Genomic DNA, 14,948 nt, shown 5'->3' with positions numbered 1-14,948 from the left:
GATGTTGATAAGATAAAATGGTAACCCAAGAGTACAGCGATAAAAACAAAAGTCGATCAGTGAAAGTTATGATTCTTTGCATACTTGCCCAATATTTCCTGTGTTAACGGACCATAGCAGGTATTGAATATTAATGGTAGCCATGATTTTTCACGGCCGTGAATATTTTCGATTTGGATAATCATCCTTGAGTGGGGTTCTTGGCCTCATCCAAAACTTCTCGCACCTTTTCTGACATATCCGCCATTGAAAATGGCTTCTGGATAAAAGCCACTCCTGCATCCAATACTCCCTGATGGTCTATGACGTCCGCTGTATACCCGGACATGAACAAAAGTTGGATGTCGGGATAAAGCGCAGTGATCTGTCCAGCCAGATCTCTGCCATTCATCTCCGGCATGACCACATCCGTGATAAGCAGATCAATGGGGTCGGAATGGTCTTTTGCTTTTTCCACGGCCGCTGTCGGTGTGGTTGCGGCCAATACGGCATATCCTTTCCTTTCCAGCATTATCTGTGTCATCCTGAGAATAGAGGGCTCATCTTCAACCAAAAGGATGGTCTCGGTTCCTCCAGCAGTTGATTTTTTTGGAAACATTGTCTGGTCATCTTCTTCATTTTCAACCATAGGTGGCAAGTAAATATTAAAGGTAGAACCCTGACCAGGTTCGCTGTCAACATTGATAAAACCATTGTTTTGTTTGACGATTCCATAGACAGTAGCAAGCCCTAAGCCGGTCCCTTTTCCCACCTCCTTGGTGGTGAAAAAAGGTTCGAACAGATTTTCCAGAGTATCCTTGTCCATGCCGCAGCCGTTGTCGCTGACTGCCAGCATGACAAAATTGCCCGGGACAAAGCCCGGGTGTTCGTCGCAATATTTTTCATCAATTTTACTGATTCCGGTTTCAATCGTGACGTTTCCCACACCGTCAATAGCATCCCGGGCATTGACACACAGATTGGCAAGGATCTGGTCTACCTGTGTCGGGTCCATTTTAATTGGCCAGATATGGGTGGACGGTTTCCATACCAGATCGATGTCTTCACCAATAAGCCGGCGCAACATATTGAGCATACTTTCCACGGTATCGTTCAAATCCAGTTGCTTAGGGGAAAAGGTCTGTTTTCTGGCAAACGCCAGCAGCTGCTTTGTTACATCAGCAGACCGCTGTGCTGCAGTTTGAATTTCTTTGAGGTCACCATACAGATCATGGTTTTCATCTGCCTGCAACAATGCCAGTTCAGTGTGTCCCAAAATCACTCCCAGCATGTTGTTGAAGTCATGGGCCACCCCGCCTGCTAAACGGCCCACAGATTCCATTTTTTGAGATTGATGGAGCTGGGCCTGCAGAGTTTCTTTTTCCGCCACCGCCCGCTTGTGGTCGGTATTGTCCCGATGTGTGCCTATTATGCGTAATGCCCTTCCGGATGCATCCCTTTGGACGGCTTTGCCGCGACCAACAATCCATTTCCAACCGCCGTCTTGAGTTTGCATGCGGTATTCAACTTCAAAAGAATCTGTTAGGTTATTTACGCAGTCGATGTTTGACTGATAAGCTTTCTGCCTGTCATCCGGGTGAATCAATTCCTGCCATTGATCCACACTTTCGATAACATCATTGGAATTATATCCCAGCATGGATGTTAAACTCGGGCTGCAATAAATTTCGCCAGTTGTTAAGTCCCAGTCCCAAATACCGTCTTTTGAGGCCTCCATGGCCAGAGAAAAGCGTTCTTCACTTCTACGCAATGCCTTCTCTGTCCGCTTGGGGTCTGAAATGTCCAGAAACAAGCCGTCCCAGAAAATACTGCAGTCGGGTTGCCTCTCGTGGCTAGCCATGCCGCGCACCCACTTGGTTTCCCCGCCGGTGGTGGTGACTCTGAAATCATAGTTCCAGTATGCGCCGGTTTCCACCGCATGTTGAATGGAGTCGGTCAGCGCAGCCGAGTCGTCGGGATGAATCAACGCCCAAATTGAGCTGCTGTCACGCATGACTTCTTCCGGCGTGAGCCCGAACAGGTCGTGAATGCCAGGACTGATGTAGGGGAACTCGTCGTCGGTTGGATCGTCGCTGTGCTGCAGGTTCTGGAAAACAACGCCAGGGATGTTCGCGGCAAGACGTGCGTAGCGTGCCTCCGATGCCTCACGCGCCAGCTCCGCCTGCTTCGCTTGGGTGACGTCCTGGAACGTACCTGAGAGCCGAACGCAGCGGCCGGCATCAACGACCGGTTGGCCAAGAGCGTGGACCCAACGCTCCCGCCCTTTAACGGTGATGAGGCGGACCGTGAAGTCAAACGACTCTCCGTTTTCGATCGCACGCTGAACGCACTGGCGAACATGGTCCTGATCTTCCGGATGGTAGTAGCCGATCGCCTCCTCAAGGTCCGGGAAGTACCCGTCCGGGAGCTCGTGAATACGCCCGGTCGTCTGCGTCCAGATGACCCGGTTGGTATCGAGGTCAACCTCCCAGCCACCCACCCGCGCCATATCACCCGTCCGGTTGAGAAAGTCCTCGCTTTCCCGAAGAGCCTCTTCCGCCTGCCTTTTATTTGTGATGTCCTGTATGGTCCCGCGAACCTTATGCCCTTTTTGACCGATTTCGGGCTCTGGCTCACAGATGGCATGGACCCACTTTTCTTTGCCAGTTGGCAATTCAAGTTTCAACTCAATGTCGTAAGGCGTTCCATCAAAAATGGCACCTTGAATGGCTGAAGTGAACTTTTCAAACCATTTCCCTTTATAGATATTCTGATATTCATCGAGTGTATAAGGACCAAGATTCGGGTCACGTTCATAGATTCGATAAATTTCCTCAGACCATTCCGGCACACCGATTTCGGGGTCCAGAGTCCACGTACCAATAGATGCGATACGTTGAGCCAGTCTTAAATCCGTGTTTTTCTTTTCAAGGAGTTTTTCATAGTTTTTCCGTTCAGTCAGGTCAATGCCAAGGCAGGTTATATCAACAACGTCCCCCTGCATGTTTTTAGTGACGAGATTAGACCACGCCACATTTTTTAACGCGCCTGATTTGGTTATAATTTCATTTTCATAGTTTGAAAACTTAAGCGTATCCTTTTGATTTATGCTGGATAAAAAGACTTGTCGAATTTCTTCTTTTTTCTTTTCAGGAATGAACAGGTCGAACCAATCTTGACCGATGATCTCGCGCCTTCCCCAACCCGTCATTTTGAGAAAATGTTCATTTGCAAATATGATTTTTGCTTGCGTATCAAGCGAGATGCCGATTTGTGGGGTGTTGACTAAAATGTTCCGCCATTTCTGTTCCGATTCAATTAATGCCTTTTCTGCTTCTTTCCGGTCAGTTATATCATCGGCATGCAGCATCAACAACTCATCAGATATATATACGAATGTAAAAACAATAAAGCGTTCAAGACCTGTCCCACGAGTGACATATTCTGTCTCATAAACAATATTCATTTTGCTTGTAAGGCAAACTTTGAATTTGTTGAGCATATCGGGTCGGTCATGATAAATCTGGTCAATTGAACGGCCAACGAATTGTTCACCTTTGCCATGGGTCATTCGAACAGCCGCATCGTTGATATCACACAAAATTATTTCAGAACCTTTACATCTCCATACGAATGTTGCGATTGGTGTCGATTCAAAAAGATTTTTAAATTGTTTTCCGCTCTTAACTAACTCATTCTGAACCCGCTTGCTGTCTGTAATGTCTTGAAACAAACCAAAAAGTTGAACAACGTTTCCATCCTTTCCTATTTCAGGAAACCCTTTGGATTTACATATTCGGATTTCTCCATCTTTACGAATGGCCTGAAGCTCAACCTCATAATGTTCTCCATCAGATATCGCTTTTTCTGCGGCCTGATTTAATTTTTCAAAATCTTCTGGAGATAGCAATTTTGGATGTTCGTCCCATCTAGGAGCCTTTTCAGAAGGATCAAGTTGGAATATCCGGTAAAGTTCATCTGACCAGGTCACCGTATCTGTCTCAATATCCCATTCCCAACTACCTATATTAGTGTGTGACCGAAAACTCAAAACCCCACGTTTTTCATGGGTATAATGGCTAAAATTTGTTTGAAATCTTTACTTGAAATTGAATTACTTGTTGATTTTAACTGATTACTATGTTAATATAACCAATTAATAATTAAAGAGATTTTAAAAAAACTGAGAGTCATAGAAAGCAGTTCAAATTTCAACACCCCAACAAAACTTCGAGGTTGTTTTAGCGTAAAATTTTGAACCTACAAATGACATTCGGGCAGACCCCTATCGACCAAATCAAACTTGACATGAGAGCCAGGGATGAAATTCCCAAGCTACTTTTGGGGCTCCAGCATATCTATTGCGATCAAGAACTTCGAGAAAAAGTTTTTGTCATCCTCAAAAATGTGATTCCGGAAGACACCGACTCCAAAAATGGACGTCCGGGAATGGACCTGTGGAAAATTCTTGTGATGGGCACCATACGGCTCAATTGCAATTGGGATTACGATAAACTCCGGGAGATGGTGAACAACCACAGAACATTGAGGCAGATGCTGGGTCATGGCATGATGGACGATGACATAACCTATCCGCTCCAGACCTTAAAAGATAATGTCAGGCTTCTGACACCTGACATTCTTGATAAAATCAACACCCTGGTTGTACAAGAAGGTCATAAACTTCTGATGAAAAAAAAACTTCGGACGAAGAGGTGTTGATGGGACGGTGTGATTCATTCGTTGTTGAAACCGATGTTCATTTTCCCACAGACATCAACCTGCTTTTTGATGCAGTCCGAAAAATGATTCAAATTGCCGCTATTATCAGCCAGGGCATTGGAACGAGTATGTGGCGGCAATCAGCATATAATATCAAAAAATTTAAACGGCTGTATCGGATAGTTCAGCGATTGAAACATTCCACATCCGCGGATGAAAAGAAAAAGGCCAAAAGAGCCCGGCAGATCATGGATGCACACAAAGCTTATATTGAACTTGCTGAAAAATACATTTCAAAAGCGGAATTGACCATTGAAATGACGGAGTCCTCCGATATTATGAATGAAGCCCGAGTGGAAGAGTTGCAAACATACATCAATTATGCGCTTTGGCAAATTGGCCTGATAAAACGCCGGGTTTTGCAGGATGAAAAGATCCCACATAAAGACAAGATTTTTTCAATTTTCGAACCCCATACAGAATGGATTTCAAAAGGCAAAGCCGGTGTTCCCCAAGAATTGGGACTGCGGGTATGCATCCTGGAAGACCAGTATGGGTTTATCCTGCACCACCGGGTGATGGAGCAAGAAACCGATGATAAAGTGGCCGTTGCAATGGTAACGTCGGCCCAAAACAAATTTTCTGGTCTCAAGGGATGCAGTTTTGATAAAGGGTTTTATACACCTGGTAACAAAAAGGACCTGAAGGATACATTGAGCATTTTGGTGCTCCCGAAAAAAGGCAGATGCAACAAGGCTGAATTTGAAGAAGAAACAGCAGACGATTTTATTCGTTTAAAAAGAAAACATTCAGCGGTGGAATCGGCCATAAACGGGTTGGAAAATCATGGTCTGGACAGATGCCCGGATCATGGCATTCAAGGATTTAAAAGATATGTAGGTCTGTCTGTTCTGGCAAGAAATCTCCAGATTATGGGTCATCATATACAACAAAAAAGGCTGAAGCAGCTGCAACGGTCTGAACAGCGAAAAGCCGCGTAAAAAAAGGCCGTCGCATCAAAAAGTAGCACGTCAAACACTACAGGTGTGTCCAAAAAATGGGAAAGTCGTTAAAAAACGACAAATATTGAAGCACTTTGCCAGGTTTGTGATAGCAGGAAAAACATTAATTGGAAATTATGTCAGGCATCGGCCTCGGAAAATCCTAAAATAGGGGTTTCCGGTCAGCCACTATATTAGCAATGGCTTCAGTGCATTTTAGCATTTCATGTTTTTGACGCAGAGCCTTACCAGCTTGCCTACGTTCGGTGATGTCTAAACCAGTGCTGATAAAATATTCTCCCAGTGGAATGCTAACCATGTGGAGAAATTGATTTGAATCTGGGAAATGTGATTCCCAAATATGTGGTTTGCCTTCCGTAAATATTTTCTCCACGACAGGCATGAATTGTTCCGTTGCATCAGAACCTGGAAACATTTCATCAGGTGTTTTGCCGATAACATCAGATAAGGATTTATTCCATGATTTCAGAGCAGCTGGATTGGCATCCACTAATTTCCAGGTTTTGATTTTGTCGAAATCATCGAGAACGAGTTTCCAGACATGTACCTCATGTAGCATGTTCTTAAACAGATTGTCGTATAAATATTCTTTCTGCTGCAGTGCCTCTAAGATCTTATGGGTTTTAGATTCGGATGCTTCCAACTCTTTGACCCTCTGTTCAAGCGCTTCATAGGTGAGCTGTTCAGGCATTGGCAGGACCTATTGTATCAAATGTGTTAAAATTGCAAATACCTTGCATTGTGGGCAAATTTGCCACTCTTCAACTATTGAAATGGTATCTGGGAAAATTCCTGAAAATGACGTTACAGCAAAAGTCCGGATATTGCAAAAAATTTCCATCAATTTGATCACGTTTTTGCTGGAGCAATTCCGGACCCAGGATTTGGTTTCTCAGCACTCACAATAAGGATAGGCTAACAGTTGCTGATATTGCAACACTCCTTGATTCTTTTCATATTCAAACATAATTTCAATATCATTGACAATGATTCCCATGGTGATTGAAAAAAACTATGTATGTCCGGTACCGGGTGTTGAATCCTGAAACATCTTTGACTCTGGTTGAAAAATGGGAATCTGTCATGAATTTTTAAATTGAACCATGCAGATCTGTCATGCCGGCATGTCACATACCGCCGGTCAGGGTCTTGATTTTGTCGAATGCCGTCATCTCCTCCAGCCAGTTTTGGGGAATTGCATCCAGCCCGTTGTGAATGCCCAGGATAAAGCCGCACAGGATGCCTCTGGCGGAAGAATCACCGCCGGCCATGATATTTTCGATCAACGCAGTTTCCAGGTCTTGCTGGTACCGGGCGATCAGGTGGATCGTGCCGGGCAGGGCTTCGGTGGTGTCACAGGCCTGACCGAAACTGGAGATGGCCTGGGTGGTTTCTTTTTCAGCACTGGCAAGGCCTTTGTCCACGAGGCTTGCGATGGGAGATCCGGACGGCAGGTGTTCTGCCGCAGAGCGGATGGCAGTGGCCGGGCCGGTTCCCTTGGCCGTTTCCAGGGCAGCCTGGGCAAAAAAGCGGGCCGTGTCCAGAACCAGGGGGTGGTTGTGGGTCATGGCGGTCTGGTGTTGGGCGCAATCCATGAATGAATCGGCATTGTGGGCGTAAAACAGGGCCAGGGGCGCCATGCGGGCGGCTCCTCCCAGATCCGTGGAATCAGATCCGGCTTCAGACGGTGACCTGCCTGCCTGGAAACCGGCCAGGGTCTTTTGGGTGGCCCCGTCCAGGTATCCCTTATAATGATCAAACAGGGCCTGCCACCGGGCCGCAAAATCGTCCCCGTCAAAACCGTTGCAGTGACATAAAGATGCCAGCAGCACCAGCATCTGGTCCCCATAATGGGTAAAATCCCCTTTTTGCCTGTTTTTATGAAACGGAGCGATCTCAGGGGCAATCAGATGGTCCAGACGGCCGTACCGCTCTTTGATCCGGGACACATCATACACCCAGTGAACGCCCAAGGCCAGGGTGTCTGCGGCAAACGCAGCCATGACACCGGACAGCATTTTTCGATAAATGTCGGTTTGGTTCATTTGGTTACCTCCTTGGGTTGCGGTAGATGGTATGCGTCAACAAACTACAGCCGCTGGATGATGTACAGAAACATGGGCAGGCGGCTGGCCGTTTTCAGGCGGTAGAAATCATAGAGCACTTCCCGGGATGGTTTTCCAAATCGAAGCGGTGACAGATAGATACTGCCTTTGGGGACGGGGCGGGAAATCCGGTCTCTGACCAGGTCCAGCATGGATTGGATGTGGGTGGGGGGCAAATGGTCGTCCATGATGAAATTACCCGTCATTTCGATTTTTGGAAAGGTCTGGTTGATTTCACCCATGCGGTCGAAGGCCAGGCTCACTTTTTCTGCCGTGATGGGCTTTCCGATCCGGTCCAGGGTGGCCTGGTCATGGGATTCCAGGCCGATGTTGATGTATGTGTCAAAGGGCAGGCGGTTCAGGGCTTCAAACAAGGTCATGTCTGCGTTGAGCAAAGAATCCACGCTGCCGAACAGATACATGCGTGGGGTTTTCATAAAGCTGTGGGCAAATCCGAACGCGTCATGACTCTGGTTGGCCGCAAACAGGATCAGGTCTTTGGGGGCGCACAAGGCATCGTGCTCCCCTAAAAAAAGTGCATTGTAATTGATAAGATCCGGCCCGTACAGCAGTTTCAATGCCTGGATCTGTTGCTGGATATCGGTCCGGGACCGGGGAGTGAACGGTTTTTTGTTTTTCACCTTGCAGAACCGGCATTTGTAAAGACATCCGTCGGCAATGGTCAATGGGATCAGGTTATAGTCGGAATGCCGGGCATCCGGGGGCAGGACCGTGGCTCTGGCGCCGCTGATGTCAAACAGATGATCTGCTTTTTTTTCCAGGTCCGGGCCATGGATGGATTTGGCTTTTTCAAGCCAGTCTGCAATCGGGTCCGGCATGTCAGGCAATGCACCGGGGATGCCGGCCATCATGTCCTGCCAGGATGAACACAGGTCTGCGATAACGGGAAATTCAAATGGTTTGCCCCCCAGAAGGGAATTGGTGGCATACATGAAATTGGGAAGATAATATTCACCGATGGCTTCAACTACCCCGGAATAACCGCCGCTGGAATAATAGATCCAGTCGTTTCCCACCGTCCGCTTGAGCCATTCCGATGGGTGAAGCCAGTGGCGGGTTTTGGATCTGGCGTGTTTGATTTCATGGTTCAGGTTGAACTCCAGTATCATCTCCCGGGTTTCCAGGCGGGAAAAAATGCCGTATTTCACGGGGTAACTGACCTTGACATATTCATTGTTTCCCCGGATGTTCAGAAAAATGGAAAGGTCATCGGTTTGATAGGCGGTTTCCGGATGTGTTGTTTTATAAGGATCTCTGATCTGAAGCAAAAGAAATTCTGACCTTTTTATGGTTAACTCATTGCAGCGCCTTTATCACAGGCGCTTTTTTAAATACCATTTAAGTATACTATAATCTTCAAAGGCCCCATGGCAATGATTTTTTCGACGGGCCCGGGGTTCACCAGAGGTTGACCCGCCTCGTTAAAACAGGTACTAAAAGGGCTGTACCAACCAAAGAAACAAAGGCGAACCACAGTGAAGATGCTTTTTCTGGAACCGTTTTTCGGGGGATCCCACCAGGATTTTGCCACCGGGTTTACGGCCCACTCCCGGCATGACATCACATTGCTGACCCTGGCACCGGAATACTGGCGGTGGCGGATGCGGACCGCTTCCCTGAATTTTTTGCAGAAAATCAACCAGGTCAGGGATTACGATCTGGTCTTTGCCACGGATATGATGGATGTGGCGCAATTCAAAGCCCTGGCCGGACCTGATTGTCCGCCGCTGGTGTTGTATTTTCATGAAAATCAGATGTCTTATCCGCTTTCAGCCAAGGCACGGCAGCGAAAACCGGATATGGATGCCGGGTTGATCAACGTCAATTCCGCCCTGGCTGCCGATCAGATATGGTTTAATTCACATTTTCATTTATCGGCATTTTTAAAGGAAGTCCGGCATCTGATTAAACAGATGCCGGCCCCCCGGCCCAAAAACATGGTGGATCAGATTCAGAAAAAAGCCCGGGTCGTGTATCCCGGGTGCCGGTTTCCGTCCACACCGGACACGTTGGCTTCCGCTGCCCAGACGTCTCCGCTGATTATCTGGAACCATCGCTGGGAATATGACAAACAACCGGACCTGTTTTTCAAGGTGCTGGTGCGGCTCAAAAAAAGAGGCATCTTGTTTGGACTGGCCGTGCTGGGAGAAAAATATGATCGGTATCCGGCTGTGTTTGATCAGGCCAGAGAACGGCTGGACAATGAAATTCAGGTGTTCGGGTATGAACCCTCCCGAAAGACATATGAAAAATGGCTGGCAGCAGGGCAGGTGGTGGTGTCCACGGCCATCCAGGAAAATTTCGGCATTTCCGTGGTGGAAGCGGTGCGGTTCGGGTGTTTTCCGTTGCTGCCCTGCCGGCTTTCCTATCCGGAACTTATGCCGGAAAAATTACACCCTGATATTTTTTTTCGTACGGAAAACCAGCTTGTGGAAAAACTGAGTTTTCATTTGCAGCAACCCCGTGCCTGTGTGGACAAGCGAAACGAATTGTCCCGGCATATGCAGGCATTTTCCTGGGAAATCCGGGCTCTTGAGTTTGATGATCTTCTGGAAACAATCACTTGAGCGGAATTATTTTGATCATTTGATCATTATTTTCCTTGACGCCGGAATCCGGCAGTACTATATTATGGTCAAATGATCAAAAAGGAGACGGCCATGCCACGACCCAAACGACCCAGATATATCGATGCGGTTCCCCGGGTAACGGAGTTTGTCCCCCGGGGAATCGTGCCGGCCGAAGAAGTGATCCTGTCCCTGGAGGAGTTCGAGGCTGTGAGACTGATTGATTATGACGGCCTGGATCAGACACAGGCGGCCGATATCATGAATGTTTCCCGGCAAACCGTGGGCAGGATCCTTCGGGCCGGGCGATTCAAGCTGGCCAAAGCCGTGGTGGCAGGGTGCCGTCTCACAGTGTCGGGGGGATGTTATCACATCGATGATAACCGATCCGGCCGCGGAAGGCGTCGCCACAGGGGTGGGGGCCGGTGCGGCCGTTCCGACCGATCATAACCCAAACACATCAAGGAGGCGATATCATGCCAGGATTGAACAGAAGAGGACCTGAAAATCAGGGCCCCATGACCGGTCGCGGCAGAGGGCTGTGTACTGGAAATGCCGGTTATGCCGGATACGATGCAGGATTCGGCCGGGGGGTCGGGCCGGGATTCGGCCGGGGCAGAAGATGGGCCCAGGGCGGTTTCGGCGGCAGAGGAATGGGACCCCGGGCCGTTGCTCCGGCGGCACCGGAATCCCCGGATGAACTGAAACAGCGGGCCGAATGGCTGGAATCCGAACTGGCTGCCATCCGGCAGCAGCTCAATGAATAACCACTCAACGTTGGCCGGGGCAGGGGAACATCTCTGTCTCCGGCCTTTTTTTTTCCTTTATTTTCCTTAACTTGTCCGTCCTGCTGTGGTATAGGATCATCCTGTAATATCAAATACGCGTGCCAGGCAGGAAAAAATATGACATATACGATTGCAATCAATGGATACGGCCGCATCGGCCGTTGTGTGGTCCGGGCCCTGTATGAATCCGAGCGTTTTCTGGGGCAATTGACACTTGGAGCCATCAACGAGATCGGCTGTTCCGACACCTTGTTTCATTTGACCCGGTATGACTCCACCCATGGCCGGTTTCCCTTGTCTGTGGAAAAAACAGGAAAAAACATGCGCATCGGGAAAGACGTCATCCATCTGTTTCAGGAAAAAAATATTGTCAATCTGCCCTGGAAAGATTTGAACATCGATGTGGTGCTGGACTGCACCGGGGTTTACAATGACCGGGAATCCGCTGCTTTGCATCTGCTGTCCGGGGCGAAAAAGGTGATTTATTCCCATCCGGCCAAAGATGAGGTGGATGCCACCATTGTGTTCGGGGTGAATCACCACACCCTGAAAAAAGAACACACGGTGATTTCCAATGCATCATGCACCACCAACTGTCTGATTCCCATTCTGCATGTCCTGGATACCCATCTGGGCATCGAGAGCGGGGTGACCACCACCATTCATTCAGCCATGCATGATCAACCCGTGATTGACGCATACAATAAAGACTTGCGCAAAACAAGGTCTGCCTTGCAGTCCATTATCCCGGTGTCCACCTCCCTGGACAAAGGTATTGCCAGAATTCTGCCGCACATGGCCGGCCGGTTTGAAACCCTGGCCATCCGGGTGCCCACCGTGAATGTGTCCATGATGGACATCACGATGACGGTGAATACGGATACCCATGCCCGGCAGGTTAATGATCTGCTTGTGGCGGCCTCTCAAAACGCATTGTCCGGGATTCTCGGGGTCAGTGATGAACAGCTGGTGTCCTGTGATTTTAACCATGATCCCCGATCCGCTGTGATCGATCTGCCCCAGACCCGGGTGTCCGGCCGCCGTCTGGTCAAGGTTCAGGCCTGGTTCGACAATGAATGGGCCTATGCCAACCGCATGCTGGACACCACCATTGCCGCGCTTACCACGGCCTGACAAGGGGTGAACAACTCCCTTTCAATGAAAGGGCTGCCCCCTTTGACAGGGGGGGGATAATCGGTTTGATCCGGTTATCAGGCGTTTGATCCGTCCAGAGCCATCAGCTTCCGGGCGATGCGGACCACTTCTTCCGGAATATTGTCTGGATTGTCAAAGGGCCGGGTGCCGTCCCGGTCCGCCTGAATTATTTCATCCATTTCCGGCAAAAATCCCAGGATCGGGTAATCGGGCATGGATTCTCTGATCAGGGTCTTGTCCTGTTCAGAAGCGACCCGGTTGCCTAAGACCACAATATTTTTGATCCCGATATCCTGTCCCAGCTTCCGGATTTTGTCCGCTGCCACCCGGCTGCGTTTCCCCGGATTCACCACCACCACCAAGGCATCCACGGATCCGGAAGTGGCCCGGCCCAGATGTTCTACTCCAGCTTCCATATCCATGACCACCACTTCATTGCGGGCCAGAACCAGGTGATTCATCAGGGCTTTTAAAATGGTGCTTTCCGGACAGATGCATCCGGAGCCGCCCTGCTGAACCGTTCCCATGACCAGCAGCTTGACCCCGTCTTTTTCCAAAGAAAACCGGTCCGGAATATCATCCACTTTGGGATTGAGGGTGAAAAATCCGCCCATGGTGCCGGGTTTGGCACCGGTCCGTTCAGCAATCAGATCGGACAGTTCAGCCACGGGTGTGATGGGCTGGGTTTCGTCGATGCCCAGGGCCGCAGCCAGATTGGCCACGGGGTCCGCGTCAATGGCGATCACAGCGCGTTCTTTGTCCAGCGCGGCAATGGTCCGGGCGATCAGACCGGTGACCGTGGTTTTGCCCACCCCGCCTTTGCCGCCGAATGCCAGTTTTAAACTCATGAAAACAGTGCTCCTGTGGTATTAGTTTAACGGTTTGAGAATCTGTCCGGTTTCATCCAGCAGAAAAACCTGATATTCGGTTTTTTCAGCGGTGGAAAGCAAATCATCTTCAATCACGGCATGAATGTCGTATTTTTCTTTGAACAAATCCTTGGGCAGTAATTGAAAGCATTTCTGGGCATCCTGTTTGGTCTTGAATGCCGGCAAAAACTTTTCATTGGTTTTTTCATCGATGAATCCCAGTAATTTTTCAAATGACGTATCGGGATTCTGAACAATGACGTAATACCAGTTGTCATCAATATTTATACTTTCCATGCCAGTCAGTCCATTTTTTAGGGTTTATGGATTTGAATATAAGGGTGAATTGCATAAAATAAAGGGAACCCACACAGATATTCCTTAGATTGAGTGCCACAGCCCCGGCTTATTCACTCGAAAAAGTTTTTAAGGCTTCCAAAGAAGAAACTGCTGCACGAATGTCATGACCCGTTGGCGTCTGGTGAAGGCGCAATCCGAACTGCGGTACCACTGCCAGCACATGATCGAAGATGTCGCTTTGAATCCCTTCATATTCGACCCAGGCCGTGGTGTTGGCAAAGGCATAAATCTGGATCGGCACCCCGTCTGCGCCGGGTTCCAACTGCCGCACCATCATCGTCATTCCCTGGTGAATTCCAGGGTGATTGCGCAGATACTGATCCAGATAAGCCCGGAAGGTTCCCAGGTTGGTCAGGCGGCGGCCGTTGATGGGGCAGGTCATATCCAGTTCCTGGGCGGTATTGTGGCGGTTGATCTCTTCCAGACGCTTATCCATATATTCCGTGAGCAGGGATGCTTTTCCAAGGCAGGCAATTTGTTCTTCGGAAAGAAAGTAAACGCTGGTCGCATCGATGTGGATATTGCGCATGATCCGCCGGCCTCCGGATTCCTGCATTCCCCGCCAGTTTTTGAACGAATCGGAAATCAAGGCATAAGTGGGAATGGTGGTGATGGTTTTATCCCAGTTCTGCACCTTGACCGATGTCAATGTGACATCGATGACATCTCCGTTTGCCCCGTATTTCGGCATTTCCAGCCAGTCGCCCACACTGAGCATGCGGTTGGCGGACAACTGGATGCCGCCCACCAGCCCCATGATGGGGTCCTTGAATATCAGCATCAGCACAGCGGTCATGGCACCCAGACCGCTGAACAGGATCACGGGGGATTTGCCGATGATGGTGGATGCCACGAACACCATTGCCATGATTGCGGTAATGAGTTTGATGCTCTGAAAAATACCCCGTAAAGGCAATTCGCGTAAGGACCGGTTCTGGCGGGATATATCCAGCAGGGCATCTAAAATGGCATATACCGTCAACAAGCTGAATAAAATGATCCACAGCCGTGTCACCATGGAAATGACTGCAAGTGACAGGGTCTCCGGATCCAGCCATAATTTTGCCTGAACCTGAATTAAAACCGCCTGGATGGTAAACGCCACCCGTTGAAACAACGGGCCGTCATGCAGAGCGGTTTTCCAGATTTTCTGTGATTTTTTAGCACCACGTTCCAAAAACACCCGAAGCCCTTTGTGCAAAAGAAAATGGGTGATAACGGCAATGACCAGAATCATTCCCAGGGCAATGCCCACAGAAATCAACGGGGTGGGTGTGATATTGAAACTGTGTAAAACCGCTTCAGTCCCTTTGGGCAAAGATGCGAGCCATTCATTGAAATTTTCCGGATCCATAAGTCA

The 14,948-nt window shown here is 48.8% G+C and carries 12 protein-coding genes; 5 read left to right on the top strand and 7 right to left on the bottom strand.

The window, feature by feature from the left end; translation table 11 throughout:
• Nucleotides 1–181 precede the first annotated feature (181 nt).
• Entirely contained in the window at nucleotides 182–3,970 is a 3,789-nt protein-coding gene (locus DPO_RS24555; RefSeq protein WP_006965940.1) for a PAS domain-containing hybrid sensor histidine kinase/response regulator, read from the bottom strand.
• Between the two features lie 275 nt (nucleotides 3,971–4,245).
• On the opposite strand from DPO_RS24555, the gene DPO_RS10890 reads away from it, so the two are divergent.
• A protein-coding gene (locus DPO_RS10890) for an ISNCY-like element ISDph1 family transposase (RefSeq protein WP_456072978.1) occupies nucleotides 4,246–5,702 on the top strand; the annotation gives its coding sequence in 2 pieces (ribosomal slippage) (nucleotides 4,246–4,668 and nucleotides 4,671–5,702; 1,455 coding nt in all).
• Nucleotides 5,703–5,865: 163 nt separating this feature from the next.
• Here DPO_RS10890 and DPO_RS10885 read toward each other — a convergent pair.
• The 3 genes from DPO_RS10885 to DPO_RS10875 form a co-directional block, all read right to left on the bottom strand.
• Complete coding sequence (locus DPO_RS10885; RefSeq protein ID WP_006965938.1) at nucleotides 5,866–6,414, bottom strand: PAS domain-containing protein; 549 nt, start codon at nucleotides 6,412–6,414, stop codon at nucleotides 5,866–5,868.
• Between the two features lie 436 nt (nucleotides 6,415–6,850).
• Nucleotides 6,851–7,768: an ADP-ribosylglycohydrolase family protein gene (locus tag DPO_RS10880; protein WP_006965937.1), complete on the bottom strand. Its 918-nt coding sequence runs from the start codon at nucleotides 7,766–7,768 to the stop codon at nucleotides 6,851–6,853.
• A 44-nt stretch (nucleotides 7,769–7,812) separates the two neighbouring features.
• A complete protein-coding gene (locus DPO_RS10875; protein WP_006965936.1) occupies nucleotides 7,813–9,117 on the bottom strand; it encodes a radical SAM protein in 1,305 nt (434 codons plus the stop codon).
• Nucleotides 9,118–9,330: 213 nt separating this feature from the next.
• Between DPO_RS10875 and DPO_RS10870 the strand changes: the two genes are divergently transcribed.
• The 4 genes from DPO_RS10870 to DPO_RS10855 all read left to right on the top strand — a co-directional run bounded on the left by DPO_RS10870 (nucleotide 9,331) and on the right by DPO_RS10855 (nucleotide 12,338).
• The gene (locus tag DPO_RS10870; RefSeq protein ID WP_006965935.1) at nucleotides 9,331–10,416 is read left to right on the top strand and encodes a tRNA-queuosine alpha-mannosyltransferase domain-containing protein; all 1,086 of its coding nucleotides are present in this window, start codon (nucleotides 9,331–9,333) and stop codon (nucleotides 10,414–10,416) included.
• A gap of 93 nt (nucleotides 10,417–10,509) precedes the next feature.
• Nucleotides 10,510–10,866: a DUF134 domain-containing protein gene (locus DPO_RS10865; RefSeq protein ID WP_006965934.1), complete on the top strand. Its 357-nt coding sequence runs from the start codon at nucleotides 10,510–10,512 to the stop codon at nucleotides 10,864–10,866.
• 26 nt (nucleotides 10,867–10,892) lie between these two features.
• A complete protein-coding gene (locus tag DPO_RS10860) occupies nucleotides 10,893–11,183 on the top strand; it encodes a DUF5320 domain-containing protein (protein ID WP_006965933.1) in 291 nt (96 codons plus the stop codon).
• A gap of 138 nt (nucleotides 11,184–11,321) precedes the next feature.
• Complete coding sequence (locus DPO_RS10855; RefSeq protein ID WP_006965932.1) at nucleotides 11,322–12,338, top strand: type I glyceraldehyde-3-phosphate dehydrogenase; 1,017 nt, start codon at nucleotides 11,322–11,324, stop codon at nucleotides 12,336–12,338.
• A 77-nt stretch (nucleotides 12,339–12,415) separates the two neighbouring features.
• Here the strand turns inward: DPO_RS10855 and DPO_RS10850 are convergent, their stop codons facing one another.
• The 3 genes from DPO_RS10850 to DPO_RS10840 all read right to left on the bottom strand — a co-directional run bounded on the left by DPO_RS10850 (nucleotide 12,416) and on the right by DPO_RS10840 (nucleotide 14,942).
• Complete coding sequence (locus DPO_RS10850) at nucleotides 12,416–13,207, bottom strand: ATP-binding protein (protein WP_006965931.1); 792 nt, start codon at nucleotides 13,205–13,207, stop codon at nucleotides 12,416–12,418.
• Between the two features lie 21 nt (nucleotides 13,208–13,228).
• Nucleotides 13,229–13,525: a hypothetical protein gene (locus tag DPO_RS10845; protein ID WP_006965930.1), complete on the bottom strand. Its 297-nt coding sequence runs from the start codon at nucleotides 13,523–13,525 to the stop codon at nucleotides 13,229–13,231.
• A gap of 109 nt (nucleotides 13,526–13,634) precedes the next feature.
• Nucleotides 13,635–14,942: a mechanosensitive ion channel family protein gene (locus tag DPO_RS10840; protein ID WP_006965929.1), complete on the bottom strand. Its 1,308-nt coding sequence runs from the start codon at nucleotides 14,940–14,942 to the stop codon at nucleotides 13,635–13,637.
• Between the last annotated feature and the right edge of the window lie 6 nt (nucleotides 14,943–14,948).

The organism is Desulfotignum phosphitoxidans DSM 13687 (genome assembly GCF_000350545.1).
Lineage (GTDB): Bacteria > Desulfobacterota > Desulfobacteria > Desulfobacterales > Desulfobacteraceae > Desulfotignum > Desulfotignum phosphitoxidans.
The sequence above is the reverse complement of the archived record's forward strand: the minus strand, read 5'-3'. Positions and strand labels throughout refer to the sequence as shown.

Bases quoted from the DNA above. Each gene is read 5' to 3' on its own strand.
- DPO_RS10860 (WP_006965933.1), top strand. From the start codon at position 10,893: ATGCCAGGATTGAACAGAAGAGGACCTGAAAATCAGGGCCCCATGACC.
- DPO_RS10850 (WP_006965931.1), bottom strand. From the start codon at position 13,207: ATGAGTTTAAAACTGGCATTCGGCGGCAAAGGCGGGGTGGGCAAAACC.
- DPO_RS10855 (WP_006965932.1), top strand. From the start codon at position 11,322: ATGACATATACGATTGCAATCAATGGATACGGCCGCATCGGCCGTTGT.
- DPO_RS10865 (WP_006965934.1), top strand. From the start codon at position 10,510: ATGCCACGACCCAAACGACCCAGATATATCGATGCGGTTCCCCGGGTA.
- DPO_RS10870 (WP_006965935.1), top strand. From the start codon at position 9,331: ATGCTTTTTCTGGAACCGTTTTTCGGGGGATCCCACCAGGATTTTGCC.
- DPO_RS10885 (WP_006965938.1), bottom strand. From the start codon at position 6,414: ATGCCTGAACAGCTCACCTATGAAGCGCTTGAACAGAGGGTCAAAGAG.
- DPO_RS10845 (WP_006965930.1), bottom strand. From the start codon at position 13,525: ATGGAAAGTATAAATATTGATGACAACTGGTATTACGTCATTGTTCAG.
- DPO_RS10840 (WP_006965929.1), bottom strand. From the start codon at position 14,942: ATGGATCCGGAAAATTTCAATGAATGGCTCGCATCTTTGCCCAAAGGG.
- DPO_RS10880 (WP_006965937.1), bottom strand. From the start codon at position 7,768: ATGAACCAAACCGACATTTATCGAAAAATGCTGTCCGGTGTCATGGCT.